The organism is Chitinophaga sp. W2I13 (assembly GCF_050434005.1).
GTDB lineage: Bacteria > Bacteroidota > Bacteroidia > Chitinophagales > Chitinophagaceae > Chitinophaga.
On the sequence record NZ_JBNPWD010000001.1, the window covers coordinates 3,373,073 to 3,393,275 of the forward strand.

16 protein-coding genes and 2 tRNA genes are annotated in these 20,203 nt (G+C 46.6%); 6 read left to right on the forward strand and 12 right to left on the reverse strand.

Annotation, left to right across the window (positions count from 1 at the left end; all coding sequences use genetic code 11):
• The first annotated feature begins 59 nt into the window (after positions 1–59).
• Together gatA and QFZ48_RS13965 are read left to right on the forward strand one after the other, a co-directional pair.
• Positions 60–1,505, forward strand: a complete 1,446-nt coding sequence (gene gatA / locus QFZ48_RS13960; RefSeq protein WP_429062674.1) for an Asp-tRNA(Asn)/Glu-tRNA(Gln) amidotransferase subunit GatA — start codon at positions 60–62, stop codon at positions 1,503–1,505.
• Positions 1,506–1,515: 10 nt separating this feature from the next.
• Positions 1,516–2,793 (forward strand): lytic transglycosylase domain-containing protein, encoded by a 1,278-nt coding sequence (locus tag QFZ48_RS13965; protein WP_429042053.1) that lies wholly within the window; start codon positions 1,516–1,518, stop codon positions 2,791–2,793.
• Between the two features lie 80 nt (positions 2,794–2,873).
• On the opposite strand, the gene QFZ48_RS13970 is transcribed toward QFZ48_RS13965, so the two are convergent.
• The 3 genes from QFZ48_RS13970 to gap form a co-directional block, all read right to left on the reverse strand.
• Positions 2,874–4,286: a cation:proton antiporter gene (locus tag QFZ48_RS13970; protein WP_429042050.1), complete on the reverse strand. Its 1,413-nt coding sequence runs from the start codon at positions 4,284–4,286 to the stop codon at positions 2,874–2,876.
• 138 nt (positions 4,287–4,424) lie between these two features.
• Positions 4,425–5,618, reverse strand: a complete 1,194-nt coding sequence (locus QFZ48_RS13975; protein ID WP_429042047.1) for a phosphoglycerate kinase — start codon at positions 5,616–5,618, stop codon at positions 4,425–4,427.
• A gap of 163 nt (positions 5,619–5,781) precedes the next feature.
• Complete coding sequence (gene gap / locus QFZ48_RS13980) at positions 5,782–6,798, reverse strand: type I glyceraldehyde-3-phosphate dehydrogenase (RefSeq protein WP_370913331.1); 1,017 nt, start codon at positions 6,796–6,798, stop codon at positions 5,782–5,784.
• A 140-nt stretch (positions 6,799–6,938) separates the two neighbouring features.
• Here gap and QFZ48_RS13985 point away from each other — a divergent pair.
• A tRNA-Glu gene (locus QFZ48_RS13985) sits at positions 6,939–7,010 on the forward strand.
• 58 nt (positions 7,011–7,068) lie between these two features.
• On the opposite strand, the gene QFZ48_RS13990 is transcribed toward QFZ48_RS13985, so the two are convergent.
• The 4 genes from QFZ48_RS13990 to QFZ48_RS14005 form a co-directional block, all read right to left on the reverse strand.
• Positions 7,069–8,214, reverse strand: a complete 1,146-nt coding sequence (locus QFZ48_RS13990) for a C1 family peptidase (RefSeq protein WP_429062676.1) — start codon at positions 8,212–8,214, stop codon at positions 7,069–7,071.
• 7 nt (positions 8,215–8,221) lie between these two features.
• On the reverse strand, positions 8,222–8,656 hold the full coding sequence (locus QFZ48_RS13995; RefSeq protein ID WP_429042042.1) for a hypothetical protein: 435 nt from the start codon (positions 8,654–8,656) through the stop codon (positions 8,222–8,224).
• Between the two features lie 90 nt (positions 8,657–8,746).
• Entirely contained in the window at positions 8,747–9,193 is a 447-nt protein-coding gene (locus tag QFZ48_RS14000) for a hypothetical protein (protein ID WP_429042039.1), read from the reverse strand.
• Positions 9,190–9,753 (reverse strand): RNA polymerase sigma factor, encoded by a 564-nt coding sequence (locus QFZ48_RS14005; RefSeq protein ID WP_429042037.1) that lies wholly within the window; start codon positions 9,751–9,753, stop codon positions 9,190–9,192. Before QFZ48_RS14005 ends, QFZ48_RS14000 begins: the two co-directional genes overlap by 4 nt.
• 276 nt (positions 9,754–10,029) lie before the next feature.
• Here QFZ48_RS14005 and QFZ48_RS14010 point away from each other — a divergent pair, with 276 nt between their 5' ends.
• The 3 genes from QFZ48_RS14010 to QFZ48_RS14020 all read left to right on the forward strand — a co-directional run bounded on the left by QFZ48_RS14010 (position 10,030) and on the right by QFZ48_RS14020 (position 14,255).
• A complete protein-coding gene (locus tag QFZ48_RS14010) occupies positions 10,030–10,716 on the forward strand; it encodes a DUF1345 domain-containing protein (protein ID WP_429042035.1) in 687 nt (228 codons plus the stop codon).
• A 111-nt stretch (positions 10,717–10,827) separates the two neighbouring features.
• Positions 10,828–10,899: transfer RNA gene (locus QFZ48_RS14015), tRNA-Glu, on the forward strand.
• A gap of 158 nt (positions 10,900–11,057) precedes the next feature.
• Positions 11,058–14,255, forward strand: a complete 3,198-nt coding sequence (locus QFZ48_RS14020; RefSeq protein WP_429062678.1) for a two-component regulator propeller domain-containing protein — start codon at positions 11,058–11,060, stop codon at positions 14,253–14,255.
• A 41-nt stretch (positions 14,256–14,296) separates the two neighbouring features.
• Here QFZ48_RS14020 and QFZ48_RS14025 read toward each other — a convergent pair whose 3' ends face one another.
• The 5 genes from QFZ48_RS14025 to QFZ48_RS14045 form a co-directional block, all read right to left on the reverse strand.
• Positions 14,297–15,700, reverse strand: coding sequence for an MBL fold metallo-hydrolase RNA specificity domain-containing protein (locus tag QFZ48_RS14025; protein ID WP_429062680.1), 1,404 nt, complete (start codon positions 15,698–15,700; stop codon positions 14,297–14,299).
• A gap of 136 nt (positions 15,701–15,836) precedes the next feature.
• Entirely contained in the window at positions 15,837–16,244 is a 408-nt protein-coding gene (locus QFZ48_RS14030; RefSeq protein ID WP_429062682.1) for a DUF4442 domain-containing protein, read from the reverse strand.
• 7 nt (positions 16,245–16,251) lie between these two features.
• Positions 16,252–16,755, reverse strand: coding sequence for a thioredoxin family protein (locus QFZ48_RS14035; RefSeq protein WP_429042026.1), 504 nt, complete (start codon positions 16,753–16,755; stop codon positions 16,252–16,254).
• A gap of 27 nt (positions 16,756–16,782) precedes the next feature.
• Positions 16,783–18,774, reverse strand: a complete 1,992-nt coding sequence (ppk1, locus tag QFZ48_RS14040) for a polyphosphate kinase 1 (RefSeq protein WP_429062684.1) — start codon at positions 18,772–18,774, stop codon at positions 16,783–16,785.
• 6 nt (positions 18,775–18,780) lie between these two features.
• Complete coding sequence (locus QFZ48_RS14045) at positions 18,781–20,043, reverse strand: Pycsar system effector family protein (protein ID WP_429042021.1); 1,263 nt, start codon at positions 20,041–20,043, stop codon at positions 18,781–18,783.
• Positions 20,044–20,203: the final 160 nt, after the last annotated feature.

The window sequence follows — 20,203 nt, forward strand, 5'->3', positions numbered from 1 at the left end:
TTGTAGCCAACTCCCTAAAAGGAGTATTTTTCTGTTAATTTAATTTAACTGGTTTAGTCTTGTCTGAATTCAGCAGTATAATCACTTTCCATAAAGCATTATACGCCGGCAGCACAAGCTGTGCGGAGAGGGTGCGTTATTACCTCGACCGTATAGCTCAGTTAAAACACTTGAATGCCTTCCTGGAAGTTTATGAAGAGGAAGCCCTGGAGAAAGCACGCGAGCTTGATACCCGCCTCAAAAACGGGGAAAAGCTGGGCGTACTCGCGGGTGTGGTGGTAGGTATTAAAGATGTGATCTGCTATAAAGGCCATAATGTAAGCGCCGCTTCCCGAATACTGGAAGGGTTCACTTCCCTGTTCTCTGCTACCGCCGTCGAAAGATTGCTGGCAGAAGATGCTATTATCATCGGTAATCTCAACTGCGATGAATTCGCCATGGGGTCTACCAATGAAAACTCTGCCTATGGCCCCACGCTGAATGCCCTGGATAATACCCGCGTACCAGGCGGCTCTTCCGGAGGCTCTGCCGTAGCAGTACAGGCAGACTTATGCCAGGTAAGTCTTGGTAGTGATACCGGTGGCTCTGTTCGGCAACCGGCCGACTTCTGCGGTATAGTTGGCCTGAAACCCACCTATGGACGTATTTCGCGCTACGGACTCATCGCTTACGCCTCGTCATTTGACCAAATAGGCATTTTTGGCAAGAATATTGCCGATGTGGCGTCAGTTCTACAGGTGATTGCCGGTCCGGATGAGTTTGACAGTACTGCTTCCCAAAAAGAAGTTCCGGATTATAAAGCAGACCTGGAAAACAATAAAACATTCAAATTCGCGTATTTAAGGGATGCACAGTACCATGATGGGCTGGACGCGGAAATGAAGAACGGCTATATTGATTTCTTTGAAAGTTTGCAGTCTTTAGGTCATACGGTAGCAGGAAAAAGTTTTGAATACCTTGACCATGTAGTTCCGGCATATTATGTACTGACTACAGCGGAAGCATCCTCCAACTTATCCCGGTTTGATGGGGTGAAATATGGACACAGAACCGCTGAAAAGAACCTGGATCTGACAGAATTTTACAAAAAAAGTAGATCCGAAGGGTTCGGAAAAGAGGTAAAACGTCGTATATTACTGGGGACTTTTGTGCTGAGTGCAGGCTATTATGACGCATATTATACTAAGGCACAACAGGTTAGGCGTCTTGTAACAGAAAAACTCAACGATATATTAGAAGAATACGACGCCATTTTAATGCCAACTGTGCCATCCACAGCATTTAAATTAGGGGAGAAGACTGATGACCCTATAGCTATGTACCTGGCTGATATTTATACGGTACTGGCAAATCTGGCAGGGGTTCCGGCTATATCCGTTCCTTTGTACCGGCATTCAAACGGAATGCCTTACGGTGTACAGATCATCACAAAGAAGTTTAGCGAAGCAAACTTGTTACATATAGCGCATCAATTGATGGCTAAGGAGCAGGTTACTGTTGTTTAAAATAAATTGTATGAGAAAAATCTTTTTACTACTGCTGTTGCCAGCAATAAGTTTAGTGAGTGTGAGTGCAATGGGAGGCAATAGCAATCCTAAAGAGATGGCGTATCCGGTATTTTCACCCGATACCTCTGTAGTAAAGCTGAATCACAAGGTACGTTTACCAAAAGATACTGCTTTATTGCCATCGCCAACATCCGTGGCAGTGAAGAAAGCTGCTCAAAGCCTGCCTAACACCATTCGCAGTGCGAAAGTGTATGAACAGATCAACAATAACCTGGTTGCCGGTTACGTAAGTAACTATGCCACCCGGTATAGTCAGCATCTGCAAATCATGATCGATAAAGGACAGCCTTATTTCAATATGATTGAAAAGGTGTTCCGCGATAATGGTATCCCTGAGGAAATGAAATACCTCGCAGTAATCGAATCCAGCTTTAACACCAATGCCCGTTCCAGGGTAGGAGCGGTAGGCGCCTGGCAGTTTATGGCCGGAACCGCCCGAATCTTTGGTTTGAGCGTAGGTAAGAAAATAGACGAAAGAAAAGATTTCTATAAATCTACCCTGGCCGCTGCCCAGTTCCTTAATCAGCTGTATGCACAGTTCGACGACTGGTTACTGGTAGTTGCCGCTTACAACTGCGGCGCAGGTGGCGTTCAACGCGCTATCAAAGCCAGCGGACGTACCGATTTCTGGGGCATGCAGTACTTCCTGCCTGCAGAATCGCGTAACCATGTTTACAAATTCATTGCTACCGGTTATATTCTCGATAAGTTCAATAACTTCTTCGGTGTAAGTGAAGATAACACCATCACTGTAAATGTGCCTGTAGCAGATAACCTGTCTGCTCCCGTTGCGAGAGGCCCGTTAACAGAAGAGGAGATCTTCAATACGGTGGAAATCAATGTAACCGGTAAATACCGCCTGGAAGCAATTGCAAAGAAACTGGATATGAACGTGGCCGAATTAGACCGCTTCAACCCGGGCTTCTCCAAAGCAATGGCCAGCGCCGAAAATAACTACGACCTGCGCATCCCTAAAGAAAAGATGAAGCAGTTCATGGCAGAAAAAAATGAAATGCTGAAAGAATCTGTTCAGATGACCCTGGACGATAAAGCAGTTGGGGTAGATAAATCCAAATTCCCGCCGCCGGTGAAAATGGCAGAAAAGAATACCACCGCTAAAAAAGCAACTGCTACCAGCAGCAAAAAACATTATTCTTCCAAAAAGCATCATTATACCGCTAAAAAGAAGACTACTGCTAAAAAGAAAACTACCACAAAGAAATAATCACCCGCAAGGGTATACGAAATAAAAAAGAGACCGGTGATCATCACTGGTCTCTTTTTTTTATTATCAATAATCTCATATCAGGTAGTAAGCAGGCCTTTACGTTTTTCACTAAAGGCTACCAGGTCCAGTAACGGTCCGGTCATAAAGGTGGTGGCCAGCGCCATCAGCACCATCATGGCAAATATCTCCGGCGATAAGATGCCGAGGTCAAACCCGATATTCAATACCACCAGCTCCATTAATCCCCGGGTATTCATTAATGCGCCAATAGAAACCGACTGCCGCCAGCTTTGACCCATTAAACGCGCTGTAATGGTACTGCCCCCAAATTTTCCCGCTACAGCCACCAGCATGATCATCCCAAATACTACCCAGAGATCACCCTGGTTCAATAAACCAATATGCGTTCTTAACCCGGTATACACAAAGAAGATAGGAAGTAGTAGTAATACGCTTACATCTTCCAGCTTATCTGTCAGCAGTTGCCTGATATTGGTGCCATGCGGCATGATCACACCCGCCAGGAACGCGCCAAACAAGGCATGTATCCCAATCACTTCTGCCACCCATGCAGATATCAGCAGCATAAAAAATATCAGGGATACTGCTGCTTTCTGATGGTCTTTCGCCATTTGTGCCTGCATGGTTCTGTTCAGCCAGGGGCGGACGAGCAGTAACATCACGGCTACAAATGCAATTGCCAGTAAAATGGTCACGAGGGCGCTCACTATCCCGCCAGCGTTCACAATGGCCACCACTACCGCCAGGATACACCAGGCGGTAATATCATCTGCGGCAGCGCAGGTAATGGCCATGATGCCCAGGGGCGTGTTGGTTAGTTTCCGTTCCTGTACAATCCGCGCCAGCACCGGGAAAGCGGTAATGCTCATGGCGATGCCCATAAACAGCGCGAAAGATAAAAAGCTGACATTGGCAGGAGCAAACTGTGTAAAAAGGAAATATGCCAGCCAAACGCCGAGGAAAAAAGGAATAATAATACTGGCATGACTGATCATCACCGCGTCATGCGCTTTATTCCTGATTTTACTGATATCCAGCTCCATCCCAACAATAAACATAAAGAAGGCAAGTCCTATCTGGCTGAGGAACTGGAGGTTTTTCAACGAATCTGCCGGAAATAAAAAGCCGGAAAATGACGGCGCCACCCAACCCAGCAGGGAAGGACCCAGCAACACACCCGCGATGATTTCACCTACCACTGCCGGTTGTTTCAGTTTATTGGCGATCAGTCCGAATACCCGCGCTGCCAGCATGATCAGGATGATTTGCAACAGTAACAGTCCCAGCGGGTGTTTCAGGTTTTCCAGGTAGCGCCACCAGCCGCCGGTGGCCATAGCCGCCGCTGCCGGTGCAGGAGTGATAACCGTGTGCGCATTCACCGGTAAAGATTGTCCCTTCTGAAGGATTACCCAGATCAGCGCCGCAAAAATGCCAATAATCACGGGGTACCAGAGAAAGCGTTTAGTCATGACAGGAAATTATTAATGGTTAGCTGCAAGATATAAAAAAGCAAAAAGCTATTACGGGGATAGACCGCTGCAGCAAGTTAAATCTTTGCATACGGTTATCGCTGTAATAGCTTTTTGTGGATATAATTAGCCGGCAGTTTAGCTGATAGCGGCAATTCCCGGCAGTTCTTTTCCTTCAAAGAACTCCAGTAATGCGCCACCACCGGTGGAAACATAACTTACTTTATCTGCAATCCCGAACTGGTTTACTGCAGCAACAGAGTCACCGCCACCCACCAGGGAGAAAGCTCCTTTGGCAGTAGCCGTTACAATGGCTTCGGCCACGCCTTTGGTACCAGCCTGGAAAGCAGCCATTTCAAATACGCCCATTGGTCCATTCCATAAAATAGTATTGGAGGCAGCAATGGTTTCGCTGAAAAGGGCTACAGACTTAGGTCCTATGTCGAGGCCCATCCATCCCGCAGGAATATTATCGTTGGAAACTTCCTGGGTATTTGCATCTGCTGCAAACTTATCCGCTGCAATGGAATCTACCGGCAGTAACAGTTGTACGCCTTTTTCCTTTGCTTTGGCTACCAGTTCATTCGCCAGGTCCAGTTTATCATTTTCGCAGAGGGAGCTGCCAATTTCTTTGCCCTGGGCTTTCAGGAAAGTGTAGGCCATACCGCCGCCAATGATCAGGTTGTTGGCACGGTCCATCAGGGTTTCGATGATCAGGATTTTATCGCTCACTTTAGCGCCGCCCAGGATTGCAGTAAAGGGAGATGCTGCGTCGTTGAGTACTTTTTGTGCACTGTTTACTTCTGCTTCCATCAGCAAACCGAACATACGGTTCTCTGGTGCAAAGTATTGTGCAATCACTGCCGTGGACGCATGTGCACGGTGAGCGGTACCAAATGCGTCGTTTACGTATACGTCGCCCAGTTTAGAGAGCTGTTCAGCGAATGCGGCATCACCTTTTTCTTCGGCTTTGTGGAAACGCAGGTTTTCCAGCAGCAGTACTTCGCCCATTTGCAGGTCGGCTGCCGCCTTTTCTGCCACAGGACCTACGCAGTCTTCCGCGAATTTCACGGTTGCGCCACCAAGTAAGGAAATGAGGTGGTATACCAGGTGTTTCAAAGAGTATTTATCAGTAGGACCATCTTTCGGGCGACCCAGGTGAGACATCAGGATAACGGCGCCGCCATCTTTCAGGATTTTCTGGATGGTAGGAACTGCTGCGCGCATACGGTTGTCATCCGTGATCTCGAATTTATCATTCAGGGGCACGTTGAAGTCCACGCGGATCAAGGCTTTGCGGCCGTTGAAGTTATAGTCAGAAAATTTGCTCATAATGTATCAATTTAAGATAACGAGAAGGGGTAAATTAAAAAACCGCGGTACCAACAGCGCAAAGCGAGTATATAACCAGGTAATGCTGGCCAATTGCTGCTATGGTGTAGTTCCGCGGAATTTAAAGGCTCCCGGTTTGCACCGGGAGTACCTGTTATAATTATTATTTGCTGATCAAACCGGCGAAGTACTTCACAGTACGCACCAGCTGAGATACATAGCTCATTTCGTTATCGTACCAGGAAACGGTTTTAACCATCTGGTGCTCACCTACAGTCAGTACCCTGGTTTGTGTAGCATCAAACAGGGAACCGAAGTGGATACCGATGATGTCAGAGCTTACAATTTCATCTTCGGTATAACCGAAAGATTCGTTGGAAGCAGCTTTCATAGCAGCGTTAACTTCGTCAACCGTTACTTTTTTATTGAGGATGGTAGTCAGCTCAGTTAAAGAACCGGTGATGGTAGGAACGCGTTGTGCACTACCGTCCAGTTTGCCTTTCAGTTCCGGTAATACCAGGCCGATAGCTTTTGCAGCACCGGTACTGTTAGGTACGATGTTGGCCGCAGCAGCACGGGCACGGCGCAGGTCACCTTTCGGATGCGGCGCATCCAGGGTGTTCTGGTCGTTGGTGTAAGCGTGAACGGTGGTCATTAAACCGGTAGCAATACCGTAGCTGTCCTGCAGTACTTTCGCCATAGGAGCGAGACAGTTGGTGGTGCAGGATGCGCAGGAAATAACTGTTTCGCTGCCGTCCAGGATTTCGTGGTTTACGTTGAAAACAATCGTTTTCAGATCACCTGTAGCAGGAGCAGAAATAACAACACGTTTAGCGCCGGCAGTAAGGTGAGCGGCCGCTTTATCCCTGTCAGCAAAGAAACCGGTACATTCGATCACTACATCGATGTTATGTTCTTTCCAGGGAATTTGAGACGGATCTCTCTGTGCATATATCTTCACATCTTCACCGTTCACATTGATTGCGCTTTCAGAATGCTTAACGTCTGCATCGAATCTACCCTGTGCTGAATCGTATTTCAGCAAATGCGCCAGCACGTTGGGGCTGGTGAGGTCATTGATAGCTACCACATCAATGCCGGGCATTTTGTAAATCTGGCGGTATACCAAACGGCCGATACGACCGAAACCATTAATACCAATTTTGAGAGTAGTTCCCATTTTACATCGTGATTTGAGTATGAAAAAATCGAGAGCGAATTTACAATCAATACCCTTATTAATCAATATAATTTTAGGTTATGAAAATATTTTTTGGAAATTTAGAATAACATCCTACATTTGCAATCCGAAAATGATGCGCCGCGTTGGTCAAGGGGTTAAGACGCCTCCCTTTCACGGAGGAGTCACGGGTTCGATTCCCGTACGTGGTACAAATAAAAAGGGTTCTTCTGTTTGGAAGAACCCTTTTTTATTTACGCTTTCTCACTCTTAAAAAAGCTTACGCCTGGTTGAATCCGTCAGTCCATCTTTGTGAAGCAGCACAGAGATTCCTTTCATTTTCATATAAGGAACGCTCAGGTAAATGAATCCATGTCTCCCTGCTTCAGGTCCCCACGAATTTTTTGCTTTATAATAGGTATTGCCGTACTGGTCTTTCAGCTTGCCGGTAATATGCACAAGGTGGTCGTCTGTAGTGCTGAAATCCTCAAAGGAAGATTGCCGCATTTCCTGGGTCACTTTCTTTTCCGGCCGGGCTTCCGTAAGTATCAGCTCCTTATCTTCCTGCTTTTCAGGTAATACAGCTAATTCTGCAGTAAACGTAGGCTCGGTCCCGTCCAGGTCGAGGGCGAGGGAAAACCCTGCTTCGATCGCGTGATCTATGTTTTCCATAAATTCATCGAGGGGCAGGTTGTAAAACCGTTCATTGGCCCAGTTCGCCGGGATACTCAGCACAAAGGGTTTATAGAAAGGAACATGCGTAAAAGATGTAATGGTGAGGTAATTACCCGGGTTTAACTGCGTATAGGCAAGAAAGCTCATAGAGGTGTATGTCTTTCCTTCATACGGGAATTCATCCGGCGCCTTTCCTAAAAAACTATCCAGTTTGGCAGGTACTTCCTTTTTCCATCCGGTGCCCAGCTTATTGGCAGGGTCAGCATATTTTTTTACGGTGCTTTCCAGCTCTTTAAACATCACGGAATGGTTATGTTCCGTATGTCCGTTTAGCAGACCGGTATATACCGTTTGCGGTAATACCCCGAATTCAACTGAGCTGATGATGGGATCATGATTAAGGCCGCCTTCAGTAAAGCGCGCAGTGCCTTGCCGCAGGATATAATTCCTGGCTTTCAGTAAATAGGCGCATCTCACAAAATACATTTCCGAAAGATCAATTTTTTCTCCTTTCAACCGGATGATCTCGGACTCCAGGAAGGAAGTGGTGGAGAAACTCCAACAGGTACCCGAGGCGTTCTGGCTGATAACCGGTAATGCAGGAACCTCCGTTAAAACAGAGAAAACGTAGCTGCTTTTTCGCTGTGGCAGCGTAGCAACCTTTTCAGGTTTACTGTTACAGGCCTGGATAGCGGGCAGCAAAAGCAGGAATAATAAAGCAAGTAGCAGATCTTTTTTCATAACGGGCTTACCATGTTTCTTTTCTCTTTTTCAGATAATAATAATACCCGGCGAAACCTAACGACAAGCTGAAGGCCAGCATGCCTGCTGAAAGCCATCCGGATGGAAAGCTGTTCACTACTGCGCAACCGATACCGGCACTCAGTAACAGGAAAAAATATTTCGCTGCATAGTCTTTACTTTCCACACCAATCCGCAGCATCTTTTCTACTTCAGTGACATCAATCCCCCGGCTGATCATCTTGCTTTTAAGACGATAATTAAGCAGCATTCGGATCAGCGTTAGCAAAAAACCCGTTACTACATAGAACAGCAGGATGATGATGACGGTACGGATAATTACATCGGGAACATAGGTGCCATTGGCAAGCGTGAAACCGCCATCAGCACTTCCGGAAGCCGTGTGCGCATTTAAAAAACGGACTAAAATTATTTTCTTCATCTGCGTAAATTGTTTAGTAATGATGAAGCCGGCATGCCCCTGATGTGTTATTTATCATTAGACCTTCATACCGGTTTTCAGGTTGCAGTTTTACTCAAGATTTAATGTCCTGATCTTTTTCCGGTAAGTGTTATATAGTTCCATAAACTGCATGATCAATACGCCGGATAACAGCAACAATCCCGGTACAAGGCCCACCGCAGCGATGCCCGAAAAGATCCAGCTGATCGTACTCCAACACGCTATTAACCCTGCGGTCACCAGGCCGATGGCGCCAAACAGCAAGCCATATAGATACCAGGCCTCTTTTCTGTCGGGCGCACTAGCTGCAGACAACAGATCAGGAATGAGATGCGCTGTTTCGAAATCCGGTAAGGGAACTTCGCTTTCTTTGATATGGTTATACAGCATTTGGTAAGTCCTGATCTGCATTTGACAGTGGAGGCAATCCGCAATGTGTCTGGCGGCCGCCGGGTCCGCGAACTCTTCAAGTGCATAGCGCTGGAGCTGTTCTTCACTTAAATGTATCTTGCTCATAAATGCTCTTTTGAGTAATAATCAAGTAATCGTTCCTTCAATACTTTTCTTGCGCGGAACAAATAGTTTTTAACTGTTCCGGCAGGAAGTCCTGTGATGTTCATGATCTCATCAATACTGAGCTCTTCTTTATGAAATAAAGTAATAAGTGTACGGTAGACAGGTGGTAACGCAGCACTAAGCTTTTCCAGGATCTCTGCTCTTTCTTTCAGGGAAAGTAGCTGGCTGGCATCTAATGTATCCTTGTTGATTTCCTGCCAGGCGCTTTCGCGTAAAAGCAATTTATCATCATCAGGAATGTCGGTCAGTTCCGGCCTGTATTTTTGCAAATGGTCTAAACAGGTGGTGTAGCTGATTTGCGCAACCCAGGTAGACAGCCGGGATTGAAAACGGAATTTCGGAAGATACCTGAATACCTTGAGATAGATATCCTGCATTATGTCTTTTCTGTCCGACGGGTTACTGATCATCTTAAAGATAATATTTGCTACCAGTTTTTCGGTGCTGCGGAGCAATAGGGTAGCCGCATGAGGGTCGCCCTCCATGATTTTTTTTATCATGTCTTCATCCGAAAGAATAGGAAGGCGTCCTGGGTACATCGTATATATCAGACGTCATAAACAAAAAAAGGTTGCAGGAAGCAGTTGTTTCTAATGCCGGGTTTCTCAGATTTCTTCCAAAGTGTTTAACAAAGATCTTACCCGTTCAGTCATTTTATATGCTACGAAATATCTGTTGGATATTATTTTAAGAGAATGGATAATGCCAAGCGAACTTCCTTGCGGCAGGTAAGATGCTCTTATTTTTAGGTATCTTTAGAGATCAAGTTGTCTGCTATGAAAAAAAAGAAAGTCGCTTCCCTGTTGGTGAGTATGCATCCGTTACAACGGGTGCTGGTAAGTTTGGGATTCACGCTCCTGGTGTTTATTGCGTTTTTATTACTGAAGATAACAATGCATCCGTTGGTGCTGACTGCATTGTTATGGAATATCTTCGCCATTTCCTATATCACCACCGGGTGGATTGTTTTTTTCAACCGTACCATTGAAGAGATCCGCACCTGGGCGAGGATAGATGATGGCAGCCGCACTTTCGTTACATTAACAGTGGTAGTAGCATCTGTAGCGAGCCTGGTACTGGTATTGTTAATGATGTTGTCAAAAGAGCTGACCGGTCTTTCAAAGATCCTGTATCTCCCGGTGGCCGTTTCCGGCATGCTGGCTTCATGGACAATGGTACATACTACGCTCACTTTTCATTATACCCATTTGTATTACGACGATGCAGAAGATGACAATACCAAACAGGCAGAAGGACTGGAGTTTCCCAAAGAAAAAAAACCGGACTATATCGACTTCGCTTATTTCGCTTTCGTGATCGGTATGACCTTCCAGGTTTCCGATGTGGAAATCACCGGCAGAGTGATCCGGCGCACGGCATTGGCGCATGGTTTATTGTCCTTTTTGCTGAACACGTTTGTAGTAGCATTAACGATAAATTTAATTGCAGGATTGAAACAATAAGTCAGCCTGGCTACCGTGTTTTCTTCATAATCTTCTTACCTTTGATAAAGAATCGAAAAAAAGTTTTGGTTTGTAAAACATTTTCCTATCTTTGCAATCCCAAACGAAAATGCCGCGTTGGTCAAGGGGTTAAGACGCCTCCCTTTCACGGAGGAATCACGGGTTCGAATCCCGTACGTGGTACAAAAAAGAAGGACTTCTGCAAAGAAGTCCTTCTTTTATTTCAGACATTTTATGCTCATTCCCCCGCGAAAGTTTTGCTACAAAGTTGCCTCCTGCAACAAATTCACAACAACATTTAGTACATTTATTCCAACAGCACTCCTTTCCCTGAAACTGAAATGATTAATGGTCCTATAAAGGCACACGACCAACGATGGCAAACTGTAGTCAGGTATAGCTTTTACCTGCTGTGGATGATATTGTCCCTCACCAACGCCAATGCCCAGAAACGGGGAAATGCTACCTACAACTTCACCCACCTCGATATCAGCAACGGCCTGGCCAGCAACCACGTTTCCGCAGTAATGCAGGACCGGAAAGGGTTTATTTGGATTGCCAGCACCGCATTACAACGTTACGACGGCACTAACCTGGTAACAGTGGCCAGTTTCGACAGGGTACCCGGCTCTATCTATTACGACGACATTTGCCTTTGTGAAGATAAAAAAGGCCGCATCTGGATGGGAACACCCGATAACATCCGGTTATATGACCCCGCTACCGACCAGGTAAGAGCCCTCCTGGTAGCCGGCAGGGACGTCCGGCCGGAAGGACTGCAATGCAGCCAGATCCTGGAAGATCATGATGGCGTAATATGGGCCACCACGCACGACGGACTGCTACGCTTCGATGAAAAGTTATTTCACTTTCAGAAAGCGTCTATCATCCCTGAAGAAGACCGCATCCAGATGATGGATGCCATCATGGAAGACGAAAGCGGTAACCTCTGGATCAGCGGAAAACACGGTGTATATATCCTTGACCGCCAACGGAAAAATTTATACAATGCGGCCAATAACCCGCAGCAACTGCCGGTACTCAACATCGATAACACCTTCAAGAAAATATTTACCGATCCCTATCACCAGGTATGGCTGGCCGGCAGACACGGACTTTTGTATAACTACGATCCTGCTTCCCGCCAACTCTCGCATTATACCTTCGATGCTCCGGAAGGCAAAAAATATAATGAAGCTTATGATGCCATCTTCGACCTGGTAACCGACAGCGATAAAAACCTCTGGATAGCCACCGAAAAAGGAGGCATATTCCGCTATAACCGCGAACTGAAACGCTTTGATCTGAACATCGCCGCCGACAATGCAGACGAAAAAGGATTTCATTATACCTACGAAGCGAATTGCTTTCTCAGCGACCGCGAAGGCCACCTCTGGATCGGTACCGACCTGGGAATAAATATCCTTAGCCTGCACAACAAAACATTCCGTATCCTCGACAACAGAACCACTTTCGCCAACACCCAACAACACCTGCCGGCAACGGAAGTAACCGGCGTTTTCCAGGCTTCCAACGGCGATGTGTACATAGGATACTGGGGAAAAGGCTTCAGCCGCTTAAATGCCAACCTGGAACTGATCCGCAACTATGTACACGATAATGGCGACCCCGCATACACACTCCCGGAGGAACGGGGACTGGTATGGACTTTCGCAGAACTGAAAGACGGGACCATCCTCGTCGGACAGGAAAATGCATTCGTCTCGCTGTTTAATCCCGCCACCGGGAAATTCATAAAACACCTCACGTCGCCCGTACTCTACGAACAAACAATACTCAACCTGAAACCACAACACGATTCCACCGTTTGGATAGGATTATACAAACGCGGACTCGCCAGCTGGAACCCTCAACAAAATACTTTTCAACACTATCATGAAATAACAGATTCCCTGAAAAGACCCGTTTCTGTAACGGATATCGTTCCGGATGGAGATTCCCTCCTGTGGCTCGGCTCCAGCAGTGCAGGTCTTATACAGTTCAATACCCGCTCACGCCGCATCACCCACCGGCAAACATTTGAACTGGATGCAAAAGTATACAGCAATATTACCTCCCTCCGCCGTTTTAACGACACCACATTACTGGCCGGCACCGATCACGGACTCTGGGTTTATAACACGCTGCGCCATACTTATAAACCGCTCCTCATTAACACTAAGCTGTTTGATCAGTGGGTACTGAGCATGGAAGAAGATGGGCCAGGCAAAATATGGTTTACCACCCAATACGGATTTTATCGCTATCATGTGGCAGACAACCGGGTGGAAACCTTCATCGAGGGTGATGATATCATCGATAACACCCGCAAAGTAAGACGCCGCATCGTAAAACTGGATGATGGCAACCTGCTCGTAGGCGCATCTGATCATATTGTTACCTTCGACCCCACCAGCCTGCGCGTAGCGCCGCCACCACCGGATGTTACTATTGTAAACCTTAAAGCACTCGACAGTATTGTACTGATCCATGCCGCACTGCAGGACAGCGTGCCGGTTACACTCAGCTATAAACAAAACTTTATCAGCATAGAGTTTAAAAGCCTGCAATACCACCAAGAAAAGATCCGCTATTACTATCAGCTGGAAGGCGTAGATGAAAACTGGGTGCTTACCGATAATTTACTGGTAGCAAAATATACCAACCTGCCTCCCGGTAATTATACCTTCCGCGTACGTGCTGTAAATACCGCGGGCACCTTCTCTGAACATATCACTGCATTACAGATCTTTATTAAACCCGCCTTCTGGCAAACCTCCTGGTTCCGGCTATTATGCCTGCTGCTGGCAGCTTCACTGGTATACCTCTACTACCGCCTTCGCATTGCAGGTATTAAAAGAGAAGCAAAACAACGCGAAGCTATTCAACAACAAATTGCCCAGCTGGAAATGAAAGCGCTGCGCGCCCAGATGAACCCGCACTTTATTTTTAATGCGCTGAACTCTATCCAAACCTTTATGATGAAAAGCGAAACAGAACAGGCCCTGGCCTACCTGAGCCGCTTCGCAAAACTGATCCGCAACGTACTCGATAATTCACAACTCAATAATACCACCGTAGCCCAGGAAATCAGTGTGCTGGAAAATTATATGGAATTGGAGAAACTCCGCTTCAGCGACGAGTTTGAATACGAAATCATCGTCGACCCCACTCTCGACGCCAACATGGTGGATGTACCCACCATGATCATTCAGCCATTCGTGGAAAATGCCATCTGGCACGGGTTACTGCACGATAAAGGGAAAGGCAAAGTAACCATCACCTTTAAAAAGGTAGATGACCGCATTTTATGTACCATAGAAGATAACGGTATCGGAAGAGAAAAATCTGCAGCCATGAAGCGCCTGAGCAAACCCCGTCACCAATCCCGCGGACTGCAAATTACCCGCGACCGCCTCTCTCTGTATAACAGCCGCTTTAATGTGGATGCCAGCTTCGATATAGAAGACCTGACAGATGAAGAAGGGAAAGCACTGGGAACAAGGGTGAACCTGTGGTTCCCGTTTGTGGAAGAATAGCAAATGGGAAAGTAGCAAGCCTTCCCATTTGCCGGAATATTTTAGGCAAGACCGGTTTCATAATGCCGTTCCGGAATTTCAATATCCAGGAAGCCTTTTTTAAACAACCATGCCTTGAAGATTTGCTGCACATCATACTCTCCATGTACCAGGAAAAGTTTTTTCACCTCTTTCGGTTGCTGACACGCCAGCCACTGGCTTAGATCTTCATAGTCGCCGTGCGCACTCATAGAACGGATCACGCCTACCGCCGCATTTACATGGAAACGGGTACCATAAATAGATACCTCCTTGGCCCCGCGCATCAGCTTACCACCGAGCGATTGCGGCTCACAATAACCCACAATCAGGATGGTATTACGGGCATTGTCGATGTTATTGGCGATATGATGCTTCACACGCCCGGCTTCTGCCATGCCCGATGCGGAAATGATCACGCAAGGTTCCTGGCGGAAATTCAACGCTTTGGATTCATCTACCGTTTTAATGTAATGCAGCCCGGGGAAGTCAAACGGATCATCATCCTTTTTCAGAATAGCAGCCACCTCCCTGTTAAATACTTCGGGATGCGCTTTGGTAACCGCAGTTGCTTCTGTCGACAGCGGGCTGTCAACAAAAATGTCAACCTTTGGCAGCTTGCCCGCCAGTTGCGCATTGTTCAACGCGTACAGCAATTCCTGTGTACGGCCTACACTGAAAGCCGGAATGATCAGCTTCCCTCTTTTTTCCATACAGGTTTCCCGGATATGCCGCAGCAGCTCAGCATCAGCGGGAGCGGCGTCTGCATGCAGCGTGCTGCCATAGGTAGATTCTATCAGGATGTAATCTGCCTGTGGAAACATCTCCGGCGATTTCAGTATCGCATCGTTATAGCGGCCAATATCGCCGCTGAAAGAGATCTGCTCTGTTTTACCGTTTTCCGTGATACGCAGGTGTACAGACGCGGCGCCCACAATATGCCCGGCGTCGGTGAACATCAGCTGTATGTCCTTATCAATGTTCGTCCAGGTACGGTAATCCATGGGCTTCAACCGGTCAATGGCCAGTTTGGCATCATCTACACTATACAACGGCTCTATAAAAGGAAGTCCTTCTTTCGCCATTTTTTTATTGGTGTATTTCGCATCATCGCGTTGTATTTCGGCAGAGTCGAGTAACAATATTTCCGCCAGGTCACGGGTGGCCGGTGTGCAGAAAATATTCCCTCTGAATCCAAGTTTCACCAGTCGCGGTATAAGTCCGGAATGGTCGATATGTGCATGCGACAACACCATATACGTTACTTCCTGCGGATCAAAACCAAAGTCCCTGTTAAGAGCATCTGTTTCATGACCCATGCCTTGGAACATACCACAATCCAATAAAATCTTTTTGCCATTCTTAAGTGTGATCAGGTGCTTTGATCCCGTAACAGTGCGTGCAGCACCATGAAATGCAATTTTCATATCTGAAATTTAGCGTGAACGGAGTTCAACATTTTACGATTTACATTTAAACGACCAGGTGATCGCGAAGGAGGCAATTAATATGCCGTCTTTATCCCTGCCTTCACTGTGCAGGGTTACCGTTTCTGCGGAATTATCATTTAACGCCCGCTCTATAGTAGCCCTCAGCAGCGGCAGTTCGGAGCAGGTAAAGGTGGTAAGGCCCGTGGCCTTTTTTTACAAAAGTGGATTCCATGCCGGTAACGAGCATGGATACACGCCGCGGAGCGCTGCGCACATACATCATGGCGGGTAAACCGGTGCTGAGTTCTGCAGCCATCGCCAGGCAGGCAAAGTAGGTAGACCTGAACGGGTTTTGCGACAACCACCGGAAAGGAACCGTGGTTACACAGCTATTGGTTGCCAGCGATTTTAACCGCACCCCTGAAAGCCAGGCTGCCGGCAGCTTCCAGAACAGGTAGGCCGAAAACTTAAACGGATGCTGTGCAAACTTCTGAAAAGATTGCACAGCATCCGTATTAAAAGTGGTAATGCCGTTATCCATGACGATGCTATTCGTTGATATAATGGGAAGGCTGCAACGCAGCGGGTGACCATTGTTTCAGGAACTCCTGCACTTTCTTTTTATCATAGGTATCTGCCGATTCCAGCAAACCGGAATTCTGCGTATGCAGCCGGTTACCTTTCGCATCCAGTATTACCAGCACCGGGAAACCAAAGCGCTGCGGATAACCCAGCTCTTTCAGCACAGGCAGGTTCTTGTTTTCCTTGCTGTAGTTAAGATGATACACTACATAATTATCATTCAGTGCCGCTTTCAGCTCGGCATCATCTTCTATAAATTTATATAATCGTTTACACCAGATACACCAGTTACCACCAATTTGCAGCAACACATGTTTCTGTTCCTTCGCTGCCTTTTTTACAGCAGCGGCCATATCTGCCTTGGCATCAGCAGCAGGATTGTAAATATGCTCCAGGTCATGTGTTTGCGCCTGTGTGGCAGGAATCGCAAATGCCATACTCAATAACAACGTCCAAACAAACTTCTTCATAAAAAACAATTAATCAGGATATCTAATTTACACTATATTTTGCACATACTGCTGGATGGCCAGCTGGGCTTTGGCAGGGTCCTGCAACTGCAAAAGAACAATATCTTTCAGCTGTTGCTGCAACGCCGGATCATATACCGGCACACATACCTCTATCCTGCGATGGAGGTTACGGTTCATCCAGTCGGCCGAACCCATATATACTTCTTCCTGGTTATTATTATGGAAGATGAATACCCGCGCATGTTCCAGGTACCGGTCTACAATACGCGTAATGCGGATATTTTTACTTTCCGGGATATCCGGTACCAGACAATTGATACTGCGCACAATCAGGTCTATCTGTACGCCTGCTTCGCTGGCTTCATACAGTTTACTGATCATCCCTCTTTCCTGCAGGTTATTTATTTTGATGATGATCCTGCCGGGTTTCCCTTCTTTTACGTGAACAATTTCCCGGTCTATCAACCCGGAAAAACGCGTTGTCATATTAAACTGCGCTACCAGCAAATGCTGGAACTGTAAAAACTGGTAACCGGCTGGTTGCTCCCTGCTTTGAAGATAGAGGAACAGCAGTTCCATCTCCCGGGTAATTTCCTTATGCCCGGTAAACAAAACATGATCAGTATAAAAACGTGCGGTGCTTTCATTAAAATTACCGGTAGCAATAAGGCCGCAATAATCCCACTGGTATCCACGGTTACGTTTTACCAGTGCTGTTTTGGCGTGTACTTTCATGCCCGGAATACTATAAATAAGTTTTACGCCGGCATCCTTCATTTTCTTTGCCCAGCGGATATTATTGGCTTCGTCAAAGCGCGCTTTCAATTCCACAAACACCGTTACCTTTTTCCCGTTCTTAGCCGCGCTGATAAGCGCCTGTGCGATCTGTGAACCGGAAGCAATGCGGTACAGCGTTACATATATTTCCGCCACATCCGGGTCTGCGGCGGCTTCGTTAAAGAAGCGCAGGATGTAATCATATCGCTGATAGGGGAGATGTACCAGCAGGTCCTGTTGTAATACGAGGTCCAGCAACCGGTCGGTAGCCACAATGGCTTTGTTTTCGGCAGGTATTACTTTGGGATAATCCACCTGTTGTAATCCTGCCGGTGCGGGCAGGTTAGCCAGGTCTTTCAGGTTATGATAACGTCCGCCCATTACCTGTTCATCCTCCTGTACATCAAACTGGATGGCCAGGAAATGCAGCAGTGACCGGGAAATGGCGGCGTCATACAGGAAACGGGTAGGTACGCCTAACTCACGTTTACGGATCAACGTTTCCACTTCTTCCAGGATATCGCCTTTCATTTCGTCCATATCCATTTCAGCATTGCGGGTAAGCTTCACACTATGACAACTTTCCACCGTATAGCCCGGGAAAAGGTAGGACAAATGAGCACGGATAATATCGTCGAGAAAAGCAATGTAATGAATACCATCCAGCGATGGCAGCTGCTGAAAACGCGGCAGGTCGGCAGGAATATTCACAATTACAAATTCCTGTATGCCCGTATTATTTTCAGGTACCAGCGTTACCGCCAGGTACAGCTGATTGTTTTCAAGAAATAATTTTTTATGTTTCCCATTGAGCCATACTGGCTGCAAATAGGCCAGTACAGTAGTAAGGAAATAATATTTTGTAAAGGAGAGATGAGCAGTTTGGAAGGGTTGATTATAATACAATTGTACGCCCTGTGCCTGCAGGTCCGGCAACACGCTGCCGGTGAAGATCTGGCCGTATTCCTGTTGCTGCCGGTTTATTTCCTGCAGCACCTGTTGTAAGGTATCGCTGCTGATGGATTCATTTTCACCGGCTGCCGGATCATTTTCCAGTACCCGGTTAATTGTAAGTATAGCCGGCATTCTCACCCGGAAAAATTCATCGAGGTTGGAAGAAAAGATGGAAAGGAATTTAATCCTTTCGTATAGTGGTACCTGTTGGTCTGCCGCCATCAACAACACCCGGTAATTAAAGGATAACCAGCTGAGATCGCGGTTATATAAAGGAACACCCATGAATCATTATGCTTTTACCGGGAAGAAAATTGCTGCAATCAGGAAAGCGAATACAGAAATGATAAGACCAAACATGAAAATATTATAGGAAATACGCAGCAGTTTGTATTTATGACCCAGCACTACGCCGAGGTAATAAATGTCTCTTGTCATGCTGCTGTACAGGAATTCAGAGTCATCCATCATCTGTTTTATTCCCCACTGGTATTCTTCCAGGTGCATCTTATAAAAGTTGCCAAAGAACAGGAGGTTGGCATCTTTCTTTTCGATATCCGCTTTGGTGAAGATGCCACTGGTTACATTCGGGCGGGTGGCCAGCACCGAAAAGATGACCGTGAGTACTGCCGTGAAAAGGAAAATAATAGACGGGATCACCATATTCGGATAATCTTCCAGTCGCCTTACCAGCACGCTCAATATCACCGAAATGATAATGGAATTCACCGAAATCATGATATGCGCTTTGCTGTCGGCCATGGAGCTGAGGCGGATATGATTGGTGGAAGTGGTTCTGAACATCGTTTCCACGCCACGTTCCGATTTGCCGGCTTTGTCCTTGCCCTTGTCTTTTTTCTTTTTTTCAGTGGCGGTAGCAGGCGCCTCGCCGGAAACGTCTGTACCGGGAATGGCGGTGACAGCAGGGATATTATTTTCAGCTGCTTCTTTTGTTTTTTTCTCCAGCTTCTTTTTCAGCTTCTCCAGGTTCTCTTCTTTCTGTTGTTTAAACAAAGTTTGGGCATAGTCGGTCCAGTAATGATGGTCCGTTAAAAAGGTAATATTTGTATTCAGCCATTTGATGGCGGGAATATCGGTTTGGTAGGTGAGCTCCATTTCGTGCCGGAGCAGTTTGTTCCGGTCGGGGAACTCTTTGGACCCCAGGTGAGAGAGGTCGGCGTCACAAACAATCTGTTCCACCAGGTTGTGCGGCGACTGGGGCATTTTGGTAGCCAGGATAGCGCCCTGCACCATCGACTGAACATTTTCAGGCGCCTGTTGTTGCTGTAAGAATTGCAGGGCCTCTTTGGCGCCGTTTTCTTCGTGGGCGCTGCCTTCGCCCAGGAGATACCCGGCGTCATGAAACCAGGCAGCCACATATACTGCCGCTAATTCGTCGTCCTGCAGGCGGTAATGAGCCGCAATTTGCCCGGCAGCCTGTACTACCTGTTGCGTATGTACGAGATTATGATAAACCAGGTTAGGGCGCGGGTGTTGCTGATACTGGGCTAAAACATAGTCCCGGGCTGCATCTATAATAGCATTCTTTTGCATAAGGAAGACGAAAATTAAGATAAGGAACTGCGAAATACGCTTTATACTTTGTACTTTTTATCGTACTAATAACGGTATGTTCGCTATTTCGCGTATTACAAATCGCAAATTGAGCCTAAGTTACTGCATTTTTGAGTTAAATTTATGCCATAAAGTTACA